Origin of the sequence: Streptomyces poriticola, from assembly GCF_036689765.1 — a bacterium.
GTDB classification, from domain to species: Bacteria; Actinomycetota; Actinomycetes; order Streptomycetales; family Streptomycetaceae; genus Streptomyces; species Streptomyces poriticola.
Window position 1 is genome coordinate 19,291 of the sequence record NZ_JBAGKH010000037.1, and the last position, 18,324, is coordinate 37,614.

At 71.5% G+C, this 18,324-nt stretch carries 14 protein-coding genes; 9 read left to right on the forward strand and 5 right to left on the reverse strand.

The window, feature by feature from the left end; translation table 11 throughout:
- The first annotated feature begins 192 nt into the window (after nucleotides 1–192).
- The 5 genes from V5O46_RS28580 to V5O46_RS28600 all read left to right on the forward strand — a co-directional run bounded on the left by V5O46_RS28580 (nucleotide 193) and on the right by V5O46_RS28600 (nucleotide 6,424).
- Nucleotides 193–1,740 (forward strand): RNA polymerase sigma factor, encoded by a 1,548-nt coding sequence (locus tag V5O46_RS28580; protein ID WP_332887612.1) that lies wholly within the window; start codon nucleotides 193–195, stop codon nucleotides 1,738–1,740.
- A 152-nt stretch (nucleotides 1,741–1,892) separates the two neighbouring features.
- The gene (locus tag V5O46_RS28585; RefSeq protein WP_332887613.1) at nucleotides 1,893–2,336 is read left to right on the forward strand and encodes a helix-turn-helix transcriptional regulator; all 444 of its coding nucleotides are present in this window, start codon (nucleotides 1,893–1,895) and stop codon (nucleotides 2,334–2,336) included.
- A gap of 10 nt (nucleotides 2,337–2,346) precedes the next feature.
- Nucleotides 2,347–2,757 carry a VOC family protein gene (locus V5O46_RS28590; RefSeq protein WP_332887614.1) on the forward strand — a complete coding sequence of 137 codons (411 nt, stop codon included), beginning with the start codon at nucleotides 2,347–2,349 and terminating at the stop codon, nucleotides 2,755–2,757.
- 206 nt (nucleotides 2,758–2,963) lie between these two features.
- Complete coding sequence (locus V5O46_RS28595; protein ID WP_332887615.1) at nucleotides 2,964–5,351, forward strand: excinuclease ABC subunit UvrA; 2,388 nt, start codon at nucleotides 2,964–2,966, stop codon at nucleotides 5,349–5,351.
- A 197-nt stretch (nucleotides 5,352–5,548) separates the two neighbouring features.
- A complete protein-coding gene (locus V5O46_RS28600; RefSeq protein ID WP_332887616.1) occupies nucleotides 5,549–6,424 on the forward strand; it encodes a S1 family peptidase in 876 nt (291 codons plus the stop codon).
- Nucleotides 6,425–6,587: 163 nt separating this feature from the next.
- On the opposite strand, the gene V5O46_RS28605 is transcribed toward V5O46_RS28600, so the two are convergent.
- Entirely contained in the window at nucleotides 6,588–6,818 is a 231-nt protein-coding gene (locus tag V5O46_RS28605; protein ID WP_332887617.1) for a DUF7455 domain-containing protein, read from the reverse strand.
- Nucleotides 6,819–7,261: 443 nt separating this feature from the next.
- Between V5O46_RS28605 and V5O46_RS28610 the strand changes: the two genes are divergently transcribed.
- From V5O46_RS28610 to V5O46_RS28620, 3 genes are all read left to right on the forward strand, one after another.
- On the forward strand, nucleotides 7,262–9,385 hold the full coding sequence (locus V5O46_RS28610) for a DNA gyrase/topoisomerase IV subunit B (protein WP_332887618.1): 2,124 nt from the start codon (nucleotides 7,262–7,264) through the stop codon (nucleotides 9,383–9,385).
- A 95-nt stretch (nucleotides 9,386–9,480) separates the two neighbouring features.
- The gene (locus V5O46_RS28615; RefSeq protein WP_332887619.1) at nucleotides 9,481–9,978 is read left to right on the forward strand and encodes a DUF485 domain-containing protein; all 498 of its coding nucleotides are present in this window, start codon (nucleotides 9,481–9,483) and stop codon (nucleotides 9,976–9,978) included.
- Between the two features lie 5 nt (nucleotides 9,979–9,983).
- Nucleotides 9,984–11,576, forward strand: coding sequence for a solute symporter family protein (locus V5O46_RS28620; RefSeq protein WP_332887635.1), 1,593 nt, complete (start codon nucleotides 9,984–9,986; stop codon nucleotides 11,574–11,576).
- Between the two features lie 169 nt (nucleotides 11,577–11,745).
- Here the strand turns inward: V5O46_RS28620 and V5O46_RS28625 are convergent, their stop codons facing one another.
- The 4 genes from V5O46_RS28625 to V5O46_RS28640 all read right to left on the reverse strand — a co-directional run bounded on the left by V5O46_RS28625 (nucleotide 11,746) and on the right by V5O46_RS28640 (nucleotide 16,808).
- Nucleotides 11,746–12,426, reverse strand: coding sequence for a response regulator (locus V5O46_RS28625; RefSeq protein WP_332887620.1), 681 nt, complete (start codon nucleotides 12,424–12,426; stop codon nucleotides 11,746–11,748).
- Nucleotides 12,423–14,108, reverse strand: a complete 1,686-nt coding sequence (locus tag V5O46_RS28630; RefSeq protein WP_332887621.1) for a sensor histidine kinase — start codon at nucleotides 14,106–14,108, stop codon at nucleotides 12,423–12,425. The genes V5O46_RS28625 and V5O46_RS28630 overlap by 4 nt, the downstream gene beginning before the upstream one ends.
- Before the next feature lie 362 nt (nucleotides 14,109–14,470).
- On the reverse strand, nucleotides 14,471–15,415 hold the full coding sequence (locus tag V5O46_RS28635; RefSeq protein ID WP_332887622.1) for a sucrase ferredoxin: 945 nt from the start codon (nucleotides 15,413–15,415) through the stop codon (nucleotides 14,471–14,473).
- Nucleotides 15,416–15,473: 58 nt separating this feature from the next.
- Entirely contained in the window at nucleotides 15,474–16,808 is a 1,335-nt protein-coding gene (locus V5O46_RS28640; protein ID WP_332887623.1) for a citrate synthase, read from the reverse strand.
- Nucleotides 16,809–16,952: 144 nt separating this feature from the next.
- Between V5O46_RS28640 and V5O46_RS28645 the strand changes: the two genes are divergently transcribed.
- Nucleotides 16,953–18,191, forward strand: a complete 1,239-nt coding sequence (locus tag V5O46_RS28645; protein WP_408649075.1) for a citrate synthase/methylcitrate synthase — start codon at nucleotides 16,953–16,955, stop codon at nucleotides 18,189–18,191.
- The last annotated feature ends 133 nt before the right edge of the window (nucleotides 18,192–18,324 follow it).

The window sequence follows — 18,324 nt, forward strand, 5'->3', positions numbered from 1 at the left end:
GGCGTAACGCTTGCGGGAACAGCGCGATGACCTAAGAGGTGACAGCCGCGGAGGGAATACGGACGCCGTTCAGGGCGCTGTGCATCTTCCCGGCCCCCGCCCGCGCCGTCGGCCCATCCCCAAGCCGACGGTCGGCTCCTGTCCGCCCGGACGGTGCCGGAAGCCGTTTTCCAACGTTCCGAGAGGTTGTTCGTGTCGGCCAGCACATCCCGTACGCTCCCGCCGGAGATCGCCGAGTCCGTCTCTGTCATGGCGCTCATTGAGCGGGGAAAGGCTGAGGGGCAGATCGCCGGCGATGACGTGCGTCGGGCCTTCGAAGCCGACCAGATTCCGGCCACTCAGTGGAAGAACGTACTGCGCAGCCTCAACCAGATCCTCGAGGAAGAGGGTGTGACGCTGATGGTCAGTGCCGCAGAACCCAAGCGCACCCGCAAGAGCGTCGCAGCGAAGTCTCCCGCCAAGCGCACCGCCACCAAGACGGTCGCGGCGAAGGCGGCGGCAAGCCGGAAGGCCACCGCGAGCGCCACCCCGGCGGCGCCCGCACCGGAGCCCGCCGTCGAGGAAGAGGCGCCCGCTGCGAAGAAGGCGGCTGCGAAGAAGACGACCGCCAAGAAGACCGCGGCCAAGAAGACCGCGGCCAAGAAGACGGCGGCCAAGAAGACCACGGCCGCCGCCAAGAAGGACGACACCGAGCTGCTCGAGGACGAGGTGCTCGAGGAGACCAAGGCGGCTGCGGCCCCGGAGGAGCCCGAGGGCACCGAGAATGCGGGCTTCGTCCTGTCCGACGACGACGAGGACGACGCCCCCGCGCAGCAGGTCGCCGCGGCCGGCGCCACCGCGGACCCGGTCAAGGACTACCTCAAGCAGATCGGCAAGGTCCCCCTGCTCAACGCCGAGCAGGAGGTCGAGCTGGCCAAGCGGATCGAGGCGGGCCTGTTCGCCGAGGACAAGCTGGCCAACTCCGACAAGCTCGCCCCCAAGCTCAAGCGCGAGCTGGAGATCATCGCCGAGGACGGGCGCCGGGCCAAGAACCACCTGCTGGAGGCCAACCTCCGTCTGGTGGTGTCCCTGGCCAAGCGCTACACCGGCCGCGGCATGCTCTTCCTGGACCTCATCCAGGAGGGCAACCTCGGTCTGATCCGCGCGGTGGAGAAGTTCGACTACACCAAGGGCTACAAGTTCTCCACGTACGCCACCTGGTGGATCCGACAGGCGATCACCCGCGCGATGGCCGACCAGGCCCGCACCATCCGTATCCCGGTGCACATGGTCGAGGTCATCAACAAGCTCGCGCGCGTGCAGCGCCAGATGCTCCAGGACCTGGGCCGCGAGCCCACCCCGGAGGAGCTGGCCAAGGAGCTCGACATGACCCCGGAGAAGGTCATCGAGGTCCAGAAGTACGGCCGCGAGCCGATCTCGCTGCACACCCCGCTCGGTGAGGACGGCGACAGCGAGTTCGGTGACCTCATCGAGGACTCCGAGGCCGTCGTCCCGGCCGACGCCGTCAGTTTCACGCTCCTGCAGGAGCAGTTGCACTCCGTGCTGGACACCCTGTCCGAGCGCGAGGCGGGCGTCGTCTCCATGCGTTTCGGCCTCACCGACGGCCAGCCGAAGACCCTCGACGAGATCGGCAAGGTCTACGGCGTCACGCGCGAGCGCATCCGTCAGATCGAGTCCAAGACGATGTCCAAGCTGCGCCACCCGTCGCGCTCCCAGGTACTGCGCGACTACCTCGACTGAGCCGCCACCTCGACTGAGCCGGCACCTCGGCCGAGCCGGTACCCGGCTCGGCCGGTCCGCGCCGGCGCGCCCCCGTCCCCGGGATGCCCGGGGGCGGGGGCGTCTTCCGTACCCACCGTCCGTCTCCGGGCACCGCGACGTACGATCCGTACGTGAACAGCAGCCCCGCACCGGAGCAGCGCCTGCGCGACCTCGCGCGGCTGCGCCGGGTCCGCGACCGGATCGACCGGGAGTACGCGCAGCCGCTGGACGTCGAGGCACTCGCCCGCGGCGTGCACATGTCGGCCGGACACCTCAGCCGAGAGTTCCGGCAGGCCTACGGCGAATCGCCCTACAGCTACCTCATGACCCGGCGGATCGAGCGCGCGATGGCGCTGCTGCGCCGCGGCGACCTCACCGTCACCGAGGTCTGTTTCATGGTCGGTTGCTCCTCGCTGGGCACGTTCAGCACCCGCTTCACCGAGCTGGTCGGGGTGCCGCCCAGCGTCTACCGGCGCCGGGCCGCGCAGGAGACCGAGGGGATGCCGTCCTGCACGGCGAAGCAGGTGACGAGACCGGTCAGGAATCGAGAAGCGCGGTCAACCGGCCGTGGCTAGCGTGAGAGCCATGGACATCACCATTCAGGCAAGCTTCCTGCCGCACACCGACCCGGAGGCCTCGCTAGCCTTCTACCGCGACACCCTCGGCTTCGAGGTCCGCAAGGACGTCGGCTACGAAGGGATGCGCTGGATCACCGTCGGTCCCGCCGGCCAGCCCGACACCTCCATCGTCCTGCACCCGCCGACCGCCGACCCCGGCATCACGGAGCAGGAACGGCGGACCGTGGCCGAGATGATGGCCAAGGGCACCTACGCCGTGCTCCTGCTGTCCACCAAGGACGTCGACGGCACCTTCGAGCGGCTCCAGGCCGGCAGCGCCGAGGTCGTCCAGGAGCCGACCGACCAGCCGTACGGCGTGCGGGACTGCGCCTTCCGCGACCCCGCGGGCAATCTGCTCCGCATCCAGGAAGAGCGCTGATCCGGAACGGCGCCGCCGTGAGCCGACGGCCGGGGCCGTTCCGGCACCGGTTGCCCTGTACATCCGGTGCCGGAACGGCCCCGGCTGTCAGTGCCCGGACGTACGCTCGAACCCGCTGAGGATCCGAGCCGGACGACACCGACGCACCGCGGCGGCCCCACTCACGGGCGTCGGCGGTCCACCGACAGATGGAGACGGAAAAGAGCATGGCCACGAGGACGGAGACGCGGTCGACCGCGCCGCACACCGCCGACACCCACGATCTGATCCGGGTGCACGGCGCGCGGGAGAACAACCTCAAGGACGTCAGCGTCGAGCTCCCGAAGCGCAGGCTGACGGTGTTCACCGGGGTGTCCGGCTCGGGCAAGAGCTCGCTGGTCTTCGACACGATCGCCGCGGAGTCCCAGCGGCTGATCAACGAGACCTACAGCGCCTTCGTGCAGGGCTTCATGCCCACGCTCGCACGGCCCGACGTCGACGTACTGGACGGGCTGACCACCGCGATCATCGTCGACCAGCAGCGCATGGGCAGCGACCCCCGCTCCACGGTCGGCACCGCGACCGATGCCAACGCCATGCTGCGCATCCTGTTCAGCCGGCTCGGCAGGCCCTACGTCGGCCCGCCCGGCGCCTTCTCCTTCAACGTCGCCTCGGTCTCGGCGAGCGGCGGGCTCACGGTCGACCGCGGCGCGGACAAGACCAGGACCGAGAAGGTCACCTTCAGCCGCACCGGCGGCATGTGCACCCACTGCGAGGGCAGGGGCACCGTATCCGACATCGACCTCACCCAGCTCTTCGACGACTCCAAGGCCCTCAGCGAGGATCCGTTCACCATCCCCACTTACACCGGCGACGGCTGGGTGGTGCGCGTCATCAGGGAGTCGGGCTTCTTCGACCCGGACAAGCCGATCCGCAAGTACACCAAGAAGGAGCGGCACGACTTCCTCTACCGCGAACCCACCAAGGTGAAGATCCAAGGGGTCAACCTCACCTATGAAGGGCTCATCCCGAAGATCCAGAAGTCGTTCCTGTCCAAGGACCGCGAGTCGATGCAGCCGCACATCAGGGCCTTCGTGGACCGGGCGGTCACCTTCGCGGACTGCCCCGACTGCGGCGGCACCCGCCTCAGTGAGCTGGCCCGCTCCTCGCGCATCGGCAGGGTCAACATCGCAGAGGCCTGCGCCATGGAGATCCGCGACCTCGCCGAGTGGGTCCGCGGACTGACGGATCCGTCGGTGGCGCCGCTGCTCGCCAAGCTGCAGCACACCCTCGACTCGTTCACGGAGATCGGCCTGGGCTATCTCTCGCTCGACCGCGCCTCGGGCACGCTCTCCGGCGGAGAGGCCCAGCGCACCAAGATGATCCGCCACCTCGGCTCCTCCCTCACCGACGTCACCTACGTCTTCGACGAGCCCACCATCGGCCTGCACCCGCACGACATCCAGCGCATGAACAACCTGCTGCTGCGCCTGCGGGACAAGGGCAACACGGTCCTGGTGGTGGAGCACAAGCCGGAGGCGATCGCCATCGCCGACCACGTGGTCGACCTCGGCCCCGGCGCCGGCACCGGCGGCGGCACCGTCTGCTTCGAGGGCACCGTCGAGGGGCTCCGGTCCAGCGGCACCGTCACCGGCCGCCACCTCGACGACCGGGCCGTGCTCAAGGCCGAGACACGCAGGCCCACCGGCGCGCTGGAGATCCGCGGCGCGACGGCGAACAACCTGCGGAACGTCGACGTCGACATCCCGCTCGGAGTACTCACCGTCGTCACGGGTGTGGCCGGCTCCGGCAAGAGCTCGCTCGTCCACGGGTCGATCCCTGCCGCCGAGGGCGTGATCGCGGTCGACCAGACCCCGATCCGCGGCTCCCGGCGCAGCAACCCCGCGACGTACACCGGTCTCCTCGACCCGATCCGCAAGGCGTTCGCGAAGGCCAACGGTGTGAAGCCCGCCCTGTTCAGTGCGAACTCGGAGGGCGCCTGCCCGACCTGCAACGGCGCCGGCGTCATCTACACCGACCTGGCGATGATGGCCGGCGTCGCCACCACCTGCGAGGAGTGCGAGGGCAGACGGTTCCAGGCGTCGGTGCTGGAGTACCGCCTCGGCGGCAGGGACATCAGTGAGGTGCTGGCGATGCCGGTGGGCGAGGCCGAGGAGTTCTTCGGTGCGGGCGAGGCACGCACACCGGCCGCGCACCGGATCCTGGACCGGCTCGCCGATGTCGGGCTCGGCTACCTCACCCTCGGCCAGCCGCTGACCACGCTGTCCGGCGGTGAGCGGCAGCGGCTGAAGCTGGCCACCCACATGGGCGAGAAGGGCGGCGTCTACGTCCTCGACGAGCCGACCACCGGGCTCCACCTCGCCGACGTCGAGCAGCTGCTCGGGCTGCTCGACCGGCTCGTCGACTCGGGCAAGTCGGTGATCGTCATCGAGCATCACCAGGCGGTCATGGCACACGCCGACTGGATCATCGACCTCGGCCCGGGCGCCGGTCACGACGGCGGCGAGATCGTCTTCGAGGGGACGCCCGCCGATCTCGTCGCCGCGCGGTCCACCCTCACCGGCGAGCATCTGGCGGAGTACGTCGGCGCCTGACGCGGACCCACGGACACCGAGAGACACCGGCAGGCACCGGCAGCCACCGAGAACACCGGCGGCCGCCCCGTGGGTGCGGGGCGGGCGCAGGGCGACGTGGGTGGCGCACGGTCCCGGGCGTGCCCTGCGCGGGTGCGTGCCGCGGCCACAGGGATCACTCTGGGTTCTCCATGACCCACCCGGAGTGAGGAGTCCGCATGCGTCACCCTTCTGTCCGAGCGCTGGCCCGGCCGCTGGTCCTGGCGGCCGTCGTGAGCGCCGTACCGCTGGTGTCCGTCGCCCCGGCGTCCGCCGACAGCATCGTCCTCGGCGGATTTCCCGTCGATGCCGCCGACACCCCCTGGACCGTGGCGCTCTCCAGCCGTGACCGGTTCGGGGGTACGCGGTCGGGGCAGTTCTGCGGAGGAGTCGCGGTCGGCCGGACCACCGTCCTCACCGCGGCCCACTGCCTGGGTGAGGAGGTCCTGGGGACCCCGCCGGAGGGGGTGCGGGACCTGAAGGTGGTGGCGGGCCGTACGGATCTGCTCTCGGACCAGGGGCGGGAGATCCCCGTCCGCGACGTCTGGGTGAATCCGGCCCACGACGACGTCAGCAACTCCGGGGACTTCGCCGTCGTCACCCTCTCCGAGGCGCTGCCTCCGGGTTCCACCATAGGCATGGCCCCCGACGGTGATCCTGCGTACCGGGCGGGGGAGGGGGCCGTGGTCCTCGGCTGGGGGGACACCTCCGGGGGCGGCGACTACGCCGGCAGCCTGCGGGGGGCACCGGTGCGGGTGCTGCCCGATCCCCGCTGCGAGGCGGCATACCCGGGTGGTGCCGAGGGGCAGTACCGGGCGGACACCATGCTGTGCGCGGGTACGGACGAGGGTGGCCGCGACGCCTGCCAGGGGGACAGCGGCGGACCGCTGGTGGCCCGGGGCAAGCTGATCGGGCTGGTGTCCTTCGGGAGCGGCTGCGGGCGGCCCGACAGCCCGGGTGTCTACACGCGCGTCTCGGCCGTGCTGCGGACGCTGGGCTGGGATGCCGCCGCTACCACCGGGAAGAGCCGCGTGGGGCGCCCTGGCGGCGCCTGACCCGGATCCGCGGGCTGCGGAGGCACGCGGAGGGGCTGCAGGGGCTGAGGGGCTGCAGGGGCTGCAGGGGCTGCGAAGATACGACGAGGCGGTCGCCCCGGGGCGGGGCGACCGCCTGTTCACCGGCCTGTGCCGGGCTGGCTCGTCGTGGACGCGAGATGTGTCAGCGCTCTTCGTCGGAGGCGGATTCCGGAACAGCGGTCAGCCGCTCGGTCTCGTCCTGTATCTCAGCGGCGATCTTCTTGAGTTCCGGCTCGAACTTGCGACCGTGGTGGGCGCAGAAGAGCAGTTCTCCGCCGCTCAGCAGGACGACGCGCAGGTATGCCTGGGCGCCGCAACGGTCGCAGCGGTCGGCGGCCGTCAGCGGGCTCGCGGAAGTCAGAACAGTAGTCACGTCGCCTCTTCTCTAGCTCGACGAGCTGTCGTACCAGGGTCAACATCCAACCAGCCCGAAAACGTTCCCGCTCGTGGCTTTTCCTCGAAAAAATCTCTCCGAGGAGGCTGGCTGTTGCCGGTTGGCGGCGAATGTGCCGTATTGCGTGTCTCTGTGTCGTACGGATTTCGCGCTTCGGTCAGTGTCGGTCCCGGCCGGCTGGGTTGCCGGTTTGTTCATGAGGACGTGCCCGGAGCCTAAATGGTTCATGCCTCGAAGGGAACGTGATGTGTGCTTCACTCCAACGAGGGATCGAACAGATATGCGACCCTGGTCTAGGGTGAGTCCCCGACGAGGGTGGCGTTACAACGGCTCTACCAGGCCTCGGTACCCTCTGAGCGGTGAACGACGCCGCGCCCTTACCCACCAGGGCCCCATCTGAAATTCAGCGAGGAGCGAACCGCGTGACCGCCGAGACGTCCGTGCCGTCCACAGCGCTGCTGGCAGGAGCAGACCGGGACGGTTCCAACTACACCGCGCGGCACCTGCTCGTCCTCGAGGGACTCGAGGCCGTACGCAAGCGCCCGGGCATGTACATCGGGTCGACCGACAGCCGCGGTCTGATGCACTGCCTGTGGGAGATCATCGACAATTCCGTCGACGAGGCCCTCGGCGGCCACTGCGACCACATCGAGGTCATCCTGCACGACGACGGCTCGGTCGAGGTCCGTGACAACGGCCGGGGCATCCCGGTGGACGTCGAGCCCAAGACCGGCCTGTCCGGTGTCGAGGTCGTCATGACCAAGCTCCACGCGGGAGGCAAGTTCGGCGGCGGCTCCTACGCGGCGTCCGGTGGTCTGCACGGCGTCGGTGCCTCCGTGGTGAACGCCCTCTCCGCGCGCCTGGACATCGAGGTGGACCGCGGCGGGCACGTCCACGCCATCAGCTTCCGGCGCGGGGCCCCCGGTGTCTTCGCCGGAGCGGGCGCGGACGCCGGGTTCGAGGCCAAGGGCGGACTGCGCAAGGCCAAGAAGATCCCCAAGTCGCGCAGCGGTACGCGGGTGCGCTACTGGGCGGACCGGCAGATCTTCCTCAAGGACGCCAGGCTCTCCCTGGACACGCTGCACCAGAGGGCCCGTCAGACGGCGTTCCTGGTGCCGGGCCTGACCATCGTGGTCCGTGACGAGTTCGGTCTCGGCGAGGGCGGCAGCAAGGGCGAGGAGTCCTTCCGTTTCGACGGCGGCATCAGCGAGTTCTGCGAGTTCCTGGCCACCGACAGGGCGGTCTGCGACGTCCTGCGTTTCACCGGTCAGGGCACCTTCAAGGAGACCGTTCCCGTCCTGGACGAGCACGGCCAGATGACGCCCACCGAGGTCACCCGCGACCTCGGGGTGGACGTGGCGCTGCGCTGGGGGACCGGGTACGACACGACGGTCAGGTCGTTCGTCAACATCATCGCCACCCCCAAGGGCGGCACCCATGTCGCGGGCTTCGAGCAGGCGGTCGCCAGGACGGTGAACGAGGTGCTGCGTGCCAAGAAGCTGCTCCGTGTCGCCGAGGACGACATCGTCAAGGACGACGCCCTGGAGGGCCTCACGGCGGTCGTCACGGTGCGCCTCGCCGAGCCGCAGTTCGAGGGCCAGACCAAGGAGGTCCTGGGCACCTCGGCGGCCCGCCGGATCGTGAACAACGTGATCACCAAGGAGCTCCGGGCCTTCCTGACCTCGACCAGGCGGGACGCGGCCCAGCAGGCCCGTGTCGTGCTGGAGAAGGCCGTCGCGGCAGCCCGTACCCGGATCGCCGCCCGGCAGCACAAGGACGCCCAGCGCCGCAAGACGGCTCTGGAGTCGTCCTCGCTGCCCGCCAAGCTGGCCGACTGCCGCAGCGACGACGTCGACCGCAGTGAACTGTTCATCGTGGAGGGGGACTCCGCGCTGGGCACGGCGAAGCTCGCCCGGAACTCCGAGTTCCAGGCGTTGCTCCCGATCCGCGGCAAGATCCTCAACGTCCAGAAGTCGTCCGTGACCGACATGCTGAAGAACGCCGAGTGCGGTGCGATCATCCAGGTCATAGGAGCCGGGTCCGGCCGGACCTTCGACATCGACACCGCCCGCTACGGCAAGATCATCATGATGACCGACGCCGATGTGGACGGCTCCCACATCCGTACCCTGCTGCTGACCCTGTTCCACCGCTACATGCGGCCCATGGTCGAGGCCGGCCGGGTGTTCGCCGCGGTGCCGCCGCTGCACCGCATCGAGGTCGTCCAGCCGAAGAAGGGCCAGGACCGGTACGTCTACACGTACTCGGACCGCGAGCTGCGCGACAAGCTCATGGAGTTCCAGAGCAAGGGCATCCGCTACAAGGACTCCATCCAGCGGTACAAGGGCCTCGGTGAGATGGACGCCGACCAGCTCGCCGAGACCACCATGGACCCTCGCCGCCGCACCCTGCGCCGGATCAACCTCAGCGACCTGGAGGCCGCCGAGCAGGTCTTCGACCTGCTGATGGGCAACGACGTCGCCCCCCGAAAGGAGTTCATCACCAGCTCCGCGGCCACCCTCGACCGGTCGCGCATCGACGCCTAGCCGAGCGGGCGCCGACCCAGGGGCACGTCACCTGATGGGGTGAAGAGCAGGGAGAAGAAGAGTCGGGGATCTTCCCGTTCTGTCCATCCTTGGGCATGCAGTCAAGCGATGACCGTCTCCAAGCACCCGGAGACGGTCCGAGGTACGACGACCCCTGGTACGACGCCCTCGCCTCCGGGTGGGGCGAGTCGGCCGCGGCGGTTGCACCCGAGACGGCAGTGCCCTCGGCCCGCCGGGAACCGGCCGCCCCCGGGGGCACCGCGGACGTGTATCTGGAGGTGCAGCGCAGCGCGGCCTTCCAGGAGGTGCGCAGTCGCTACCGGAGGTTCGCACTGCCCGCGGCGGCCGCGTTCTTCACCTGGTACCTCGCCTACGTGATCACCGCGACCACTGCTCCCGACCTGATGGCCCGGCCGGTGGCCGGAGCGGTGAACGTGGCGATGGTCACCGGGCTCGGGCAGTTCCTCACCACGTTCCTGCTCACCTGGGCCTACGCCCGGCACGCCCGGCTGCGTCGGGACCGGGCGGCCCTGGACCTGCGCTGGGACACCCAGGAGTTGGCGCGTGGAGCCCGCGGCGGCGATGGCTCATGACGGGCGTGACGAGCGGTCACCAGACGCTGGCACTGCTGCTGTTCAGCGCGTTCATCGCGGTCACCCTGGGCATCACCACCTGGGTGAGCCGCCACCGCCAGGGCTCGGCCGAGGAGTTCTACGTGGGCGGGAGGCTCTTCTCCCCCATGGAGAATGGTTTTGCCATCGCAGGCGACTACATGTCGGCCGCATCCTTCCTCGGCATCTCCGGACTCATCGCCCTCTACGGCTACGACGGCATGCTCTACTCGGTGGGCTTCCTGGTGGCCTGGCTCGTGGTGCTGCTGCTCGTCGCCGAACTGGTCCGCAACTGCGGACGGTTCACCCTCGCCGACGTGGTGGCGGCCCGGATGCGGGAGCGACCGGTGCGGATCGCCGCGGGAACCTCCTCGGTCACCGTGTCCGTTCTCTACCTGGTGGCGCAGATGGTGGGCGCGGGCAGCCTGGTCGCCCTGCTCCTCGGCGGCAGCAGCGAAGCGGCACAGGCCTGGACCGTCGTCGGAGTCGGCGCGCTCATGGTCGTCTACGTCTCCCTGGGAGGCATGCGGGCCACCACCTGGATCCAGATCGTGAAGGCGGTCCTGCTGCTCGGCGGCACCGTCGTGCTGACCGTGCTCGTCCTGGTCCGCTTCGCCGGCGACATCGACCGGCTCCTGCGCACCGCGGCCGCACGCAGCGGCCACGGCGAGGCGTTCCTGGCACCCGGGCTGGCCTACGGCGCGGACTGGACCGCCCGCTTCGACTTCATCAGCCTCGGCCTCGCCCTGGTGCTGGGCACGGCCGGGCTGCCGCACATCCTGTCCCGCTTCTACACCGTGCCCACCGCTCGCGCGGCCCGCCGGTCGGTCGTCTGGTCGATCGGCCTGATCGGCGGCTTCTACCTGATGACGATCGTCCTCGGCTTCGGCGCCGCCGCAGTCGTCGGGACCAGCACCGTGCGGGAGTCCAACGCGGCCGGGAACACTGCGGTCCCGCTGCTCGCCCTCGACCTCGGCGGCGGCACCGGCACCACCGGAGGAACGGTTCTGTTCGCGATCGTCGCCGCCGTCGCGTTCGCGACCATCCTCGCGGTGGTCGCAGGCATCACCCTGGCCTCGTCGGCCTCGGTGGCCCACGACCTGTACGCGTCGCTGCGGCGCCGCCGCGGTACCCCGCGCAGCGAGGTGGCCGTGGCCCGGATCGCGGCCATCGGGATCGGCACGGTCGCCATCGGCCTCGGCCTGCTCGCCCGCGATCTCAATGTCGCCTTCCTGGTCGGCCTCGCCTTCGCCGTGGCCGCCTCCGCCAATCTGCCGGTGCTGCTCTACTCGTTGTTCTGGCGCGGATTCACCACCCGCGGCGCGATCTGGGCGGTCTACGGCGGACTGATCCCGGCCGTGCTGCTCGTCCTGCTGTCACCGGTGGTGTCGGGCAGCCCCGGTGCGCTGTTCCCGGGCGTGGACTTCCAGTACTTCCCGCTGCAGAACCCCGGTCTGGTCTCCATCCCGCTGGGCTTTCTCGCCGGCTGGGCCGGCACCGTCACCTCGACGGAGGCCCCGGACGAGGGCCGGCACGCCGAGACCGAGGTGCGTTCCCTGACGGGGGCGGGAGCGGTCTGAGAGAGGGCGGTGCCCGGCGGGCGCCGCCGCGCAGCACCGGTGTACGGATGCCTCGGCGATGTGCCGGCACCGGTGTACGCATACCCCGGCGATGTGCCGGGCCGGGTGGGAGCACCAGGGCGGGCGGCGGCGCCGGGCAGCGCGGCGGCATGCGGTGGCACGCCGCACCTCACGCGCGGGTCACCCACTCGTACCGGTGCTCCGGGCGCCCCGCATCGCCGTACCTCAGGGTCAGCCGGGCCCGTCCCGTGCGCTCCAGGAGCTTCAGATAGCGCTGGGCGGTCTGGCGGCTCACCCCCGTGCGTTCGGCGATCTCCTGGGCGGACAGCGGGCCGGCGGCCTTGATCAGCGACCGGCGCACCAGCTCCGCGGTGGTGGGGGAGTGCCCCTTGGGCAGGCCCGGCTCCGCCTGTACCGAGAGGGCGCCGAAGATGCGGTCCACCTCTGCCTGCTCCGCCTCCCCGCCGCCGTCGAGGGTGCGGCGCAGGTCCGCGTACGCCTGCAGCTTGGCCCGCAGTCCGGCGAAGGCGAACGGCTTGACCAGGTACTGCAGGGCACCCTGCCGCATCGCCGCCTGTACCGTCGACACGTCCCGCGCCGCCGTCACCATGATCACGTCGGTCTGGTGGCCGCGCCGGCGCATCTCGCGGACCACCTCCAGACCCGTACGGTCGGGCAGGTAGTGGTCCATGAGGACGAGGTCCAGGCGGGGGAGGGTCTCCACGGCGCGCAGCGCCTCCCCGGCACTGTGCGCCTCGGCGGCGACATGGAAGCCCGGGACCTTCTCGACGTAGGCGGCGTTGACGCGCGCGACCCGCGTGTCGTCGTCCACGACCAGGACCTCGATCATCGTGACTCCTCCTCGGCGGCGGTGCCGGCGGCAGCGGTGTCCGCGGCGGCGGTGCGGGCGGGGGCCGACCCGGTGGCGGACAGTGCCTCCGGCAGGACGACGGTGAACTCCGCGCCGCCGCCCGGCGCCTCGGTGACCGTCGCGCTGCCGCCCTGCCGTTCGGCCAGCCTGCGCACCAGGGAGAGCCCGATGCCGCGTCGGCGATGCGCCGGCGGCTCCTTGGTCGACCAGCCCTCCGTGAACACCACCTCGCGGTGCTCGGGCGCGATGCCGGGGCCGCTGTCGCGCACTCTGAGGATCGCGGTGCGCCCTTCCGCATGCAAGGCGACCTCCACACGCGCGTGTGCCGTGCCCGCGGCGGCGTCGAGCGCGTTGTCCACCAGGTTGCCCGCGACCGTCACGACCCCGCCGGGGTCGATGAGCCGGTCCGGCAGCCGTGTGGAGTCCGCCACCCACAGGGTGACCCCGCGCTCCGCCGCGACGGTCGCCTTCCCGACCAGCAGCGCGGCGAGCAGGGGATCGCCGATCCGCTCGGTGATCTGCTCGGCGGTGGCCCGGTGGTCGCCGACGACCTCGCCGACGAACTCCACCGCCTCTTCGTACAGCTCCAGTTCGAGCAACCCCAGCAGGGTGTGCATGCGGTTGGCGTGCTCGTGGTCCTGGGCGCGCAGGGCGTCGATCAGGCCGCGCGTGGAGTCCAGCTCCCGGCCGAGCTGCTCCAGCTCGGTGCGGTCGCGCAGGGTGGCGACGGCGCCCCCGTCGTCGGTGGGCATCCGGTTGGCGACCAGGACCCTTGGGCCGCGCACGGTCAGCAGGTCGGTGCCGGTCACCCGGCCGGCCAGGACGTCGGCCGTGCGCCCCGCGCCGAGCGCCTCGTGCGGGGAGCGTCCGACGGCCTCGCCGCCGGTGCCCAGCAGCCGCTGTGCCTCGTCGTTGAGCAGCCGGATCCGGCCACCGCGGTCCAGGGCGACGACGCCTTCCCGGATGCCGTGCAGCATCGCCTCCCGCTCCGCGAGCAGCGCCGCGATGTCGGAGAAGGCCAGGTCCCTGGTCTGCCGCTGCACCCGGCGGGAGATCAGCCAGGCGGCCAGGGCACCGACCGCAAGGGCGCCGCCGGCGTAGGCGAGCAGCCCGGGGATAGCGTGGATCAACCGGGCCCGGACGCTGTCGTAGGCGATGCCCACCGACACCGCGCCGACGATGTCGCCGGCCCCGTCGCGCAGCGGCACCTTGCCACGGGCGGAGCGGCCCAGCGTGCCCTCGTCGATCTCCATGACCTCGTGGCCGGCCAGCGCCTCACCGGGGTCGGTCGACACGGTCCCGCCGATCCGCTGCGGATTCGGGTGTGACCAGCGCACGCCGCGCCGGTCCAGCACCACGACGTACTCCGCCCCGGTCGCCCGGCGGATCCGCTCCGCCCCCCGCTGCACCGGCCCGTCCGGGGCCGCGGGAGTGTCGCGCAGGTCCCGCACGATGTGCGGCTGCTGCGCGGTGGTCTGCGCGACGGCGAGCGCCCGGCGCATCGCCTGGTCGTCCAGCTGGTCGCTGAGCGGTGCGAGAAAGAGCCCGGTCGCGAGAACGGCGACGCCCGCGGCGATCGCCAGCTGCATCAGCAGGACCTGGGAGAACATCCGCCGCGGCAGCCCGAGGCGCAGGCGGCGTGCGGGGGGAGTGCGGCTCATGACGCAGACGGTACGTGCTCCCGTGCGCCGGGCCGTAGAGGGGTGAGATCTGGATCTCGGCGGGGGCGCTTGCCGGGCGGAACTCTTCCCCGAGGGGGTGTGCGGCGGGGCGGCGGTTCCGCCCGACCGCCGGTGTGTGGCGTGCGGGAAGCGCCGGTGCGCGGGTGATGCGGGCTGGTGCGCAGGTGCGCCGGTGATGGGGGCGTGCGGGGATGTCGGCCCTTGGTGTGCCGGGTGTGTCGGGTGTGTCGGGCGTGCCGGATGTGTCGCTCCACGCCTGTCGGGAATGTGGTCGGACGCGTGGCCGGCAGACCGCCGGGTGCGTCGGTACGCCTTCCGGCGGGCGTGTCCGGGTCCCGGCGTCAGCCCGCGGGCGCCGAGGTCACCGCGAGCTCGCCCAGCTCTGTGACCTCCATCCGCGCGGGCGAGCCCAGCACCGACGTGCCGCAGCTCTCAGGGCGGGGCGGCGCCGACGCGTTCTGGGCGACGGTGACCCGCCACCGCCGCCCGTCGACGTGGGCCACGGTCACCTCCCAGCGGGGTGCCGCACCGTCGGTCCGTACGACGGACAGCGCCTCGGCCGCCTCCTCGCCCGCCGCCGTGCGCACCGCCAGCTCGGCCGTCTGCCCGGGCCGCTCCCAGGCGGATCCGCCGCGGCAGCCCTCCACCACGATCCGCCCCTCCCGCACGCCGTGCAGGACCTCCTTGACGGTGTGCGCCTCGGCCCGGCCGTAGGCGTATCCGTACGGGAGGACGAGCAGCGTCGGCGAGAAGCGGTGACCACCCAGATGAGTGACCTCCCAGACGCCGTCGGCGCCGGACGCGGCCAGCTCGGCGGCGAGCGGGCGGCCGAGGAGTGCACAGCACCGGTCCCGCTTGCCGTTGGTGCACACGAGGGCCAGTGGATCGCCGGTGTGCGGACCACCCCGGAGCAGGGCGTCGAAGCCGCCCGGGTCCCCACCGCCGAGTGCGGAGAGGTCGAGGCCGAGCAGCTGCGCGGGGTCCGTGACGGTCGCGCCGCGCAGCCACACGTTGCCCGGCACCGTGTGGGCCGCATAGACCCGGCGCTCGGCGGGGGTGCCGAAGTCGGCATGCCGTCCGGGACGGCGGATCAGGGCGATGCGTACGCCTGTGCCTTTGGCGGCCTTCTCCAGGGCCCGGCCCAGCGCGGGGTCCAGGTGGCTCGACGTGAGCGCCTCGGCACCCCAGGGCCCGGGCTGCTCCAGCAGCAGCCAGGTCCTCGCGGTGGCCGCGGTGCCCGCGAGGGGCTCGTCGAGGTCCCGGGAGGCGGTTGAGCACGTACTCACACAGGTGAGCCTAACCTGACTTTCTCCTGGGTGACTTCCGGTCGCGTTGCTGCGCCCGCTACGGGAGTGATGTCGGGGAGATGCCGGGTTCTCCGTCCCTGTCGGCCTGCCCGGAACGTGGCTCGGGCAGCGGCTGGGGCGGACGTGGGCCCACGTAGAGGCCGCTGGGGCGCATGCGCAGCGGGCGTTCGCCGTACTCCTCCAGGGCGTGCGCGATCCACCCCGCCGTGCGGGCCACGGCGAAGATCGTCTCGCCCGCGGTGGCGGGCATCCCGGTGGATGCGGTGAGCACGGCGAGCGCCAGGTCCACGTTGGCGTGCAGCGGCGTGTGGCGGGCGGCAGTGGCCACGACGTCGCGGGCCGCGGCAAGGGCCGGTGCGGACCCGGGGACGTCCTCGAGGAGCGTGAACAGGGCACGCGCGCGGGGGTCCTCGGCCGGGTAGAGCCGGTGGCCCAGCCCCGGGATGCGGCGGCCCGCCCGCAGCTCCTCCGCGATCACGGGAGCCGCACTGCCCTGGTCGAGCACATCCAGCAGCAGCCGGTGCGCATCCCCGCTCGCGGCGCCGTGCAGCGGCCCCTCGATCACGCCGAGCCCGGCGGAGACGGCCGCATAGGCGTGCGCACGGGCGGACGCCGCGACACGCACGGCCAGTGTCGAGGCGGCCAGGTCGTGATCCGCGAGCAGGCCGAGAGAGGTGTCCAGGGCACGCAGGGACGCGTCGTCGGCGGGCCGGCCACTGAGCCGCGTCCAGAGCCGGAGGGCGAGCGGCCCTTCGGCGTGCCTCATGTCGTGCAGGGCCGGCGGGAGGGCGGCGACCAGGGTGGGGATCAGGACGCGGGCGGTGCCCAGGACGGCGTGTTCGGACAGGTCGAAGCGCAGAGGATCCGCGGCGGCGGCGGCGATGGCGGCCACCCGCAACCGGTCGGTGGGCCCGGCGTGGTCGGGCAGGGCGTCCACGGCACGCCGGGCGACGGCGACGGAGGCCTCGGGCGCGACGAAGGCGGCGGCGGGGCCGGGCCGGCCGGTCCACAGCCACTCGGCGACCTCCTCGTAGCTGTGGCGCGCGGTCAGTTCCACGGCATCGACGCCCCGGAAGTAGAACCGGTCCCGCTCGATGAGCGTCAGGCGCGTGCGGACGGACGGCTCACCGCCTGCGGCCGGACCGGCGCCGCTGTCGGGCCTGCCGCGCCGGGCGAGCGCCTCGACCTCCCCGGCGTCGAACGTACTGCCCCGCCCGTCCGGTGCCCGTCTGCTGCTCAGCCGTCCGCGGCTGACGTAGGCGTACACCGTCTCCGGCTTCACGCCCAGCAGGTCGGCGGCCTCCTTCGTGCTGAGCCGCTGCGGCTGCGGCTGCCCGGCGTCGGCGGGCGGGCCGGGTTCTTGATCGCGCATGGGGGCCACGGTATCCACTCCTGCTCTCCCTCCAGACTGCACATTGACTGAATCAATATTGACAGATCGTGGGTCACATGTGGACAGTCGAATCAAGATTCAGTGATCACTCAATGGTCATCCAGAGGGAAGCGGGAGCGCATCATGTCCGTCAACGCCGCCAAAGCCGTCAACGCCGCCGAAGCTGCCAAGGCCGCCGAAGCTGCCAAGGTCGTCAAGCCCGTCCACAGGGGTGCCACCCCGCGCATCGACGTCCCCAGGGGCCTCGCCGGAGTCGTGGTCACGGACACCGAGATCGGCGACGTACGCGGGACCGAGGGCTTCTACCACTATCGCCAGTACTCGGCCGTCGAGCTCGCGCAGACGCGTTCCTTCGAGGACGTCTGGCACCTGATGGTCCACGGCGGGCTGCCGGACGCCCGGCGGGCCGCGGCCTTCGCCGCAGAGACCGCGGCGCTGCGGCGGCTGCCCGGCGAGGTGCGTACGGCGCTGCCCGTCATCGCCGCGGCCGGCCGCCGCTCAGGGCCGCTCGCGGGGATGCGTACGGCGCTGTCCCTGCTGGGCGCGGCCCGGGGCTTCCGGCCGGTGTACGACGTCGGTGCCGACCGGCGCCGCGAGGACACCCTGGTGGCCGCGGCGGCCGTGCCCACCCTGCTCACCGCGCTGCACCGGCTCACACAGGGCCTCGAACCGGTCGAGCCACGCGGGGACCTGCCGTACGCGGCGAACTACCTGTACATGCTGACCGGTGAGGAACCGGACGAGCGGCGGGCGCGGGCGATCGAGCAGTACTTGATCTCCACTATTGACCACGGCTTCAATGCGTCAACGTTCACCGGCCGGGTCATCGCATCGACGGGGGCGGATGTGGCCGCCTGTCTCGCCGGTGCCGTGTCGGCACTGTCCGGGCCTCTGCACGGCGGGGCACCCAGCCGTGCACTGGACACACTGGACGCGATCGGTACACCCGACCGGATCGACCCCTGGATCCGTGACCGGGTGCTCGCCGGCGAGCGCATCATGGGGTTCGGTCACGCGGTCTACCGCACCGAGGACCCGCGCTCCCGGATGCTGCGCGAGGTGGCCCGGGGATTCGGCGGACCCCGGGTCGAGTTCGCCGTGGAGGTCGAGCGCCGGGTCGAGGCGATCCTGTCGGAGCTGAAGCCCGGCCGGGAACTGCACACGAACGTGGAGTTCTACGCGGGCGTCGTCATGGAGCTGTGCGGCCTGCCGCGGGAGATGTTCACGCCGACGTTCGCGGCGGCGCGCGTGGTGGGCTGGAGCGCGAACATCCTGGAGCAGGCCCGGGACCCGAAGATCATCAGGCCGCTGGCGCGGTACGTCGGACCGGCTGCGCCGGTCGAGGTGCCCGCGGTGGTCTGAGAGAGCATGCGGCCTGGTGCTTCTGGCACCAGGCCTCATCGGCCGGCGGTCGAGCAGGGGCGGGGTACCGGCTGCTCGCCGGGGGGACGGTCCGGCACTGCGGGGGGCGGTTGCGTGCGGCCGGACGGGGAAA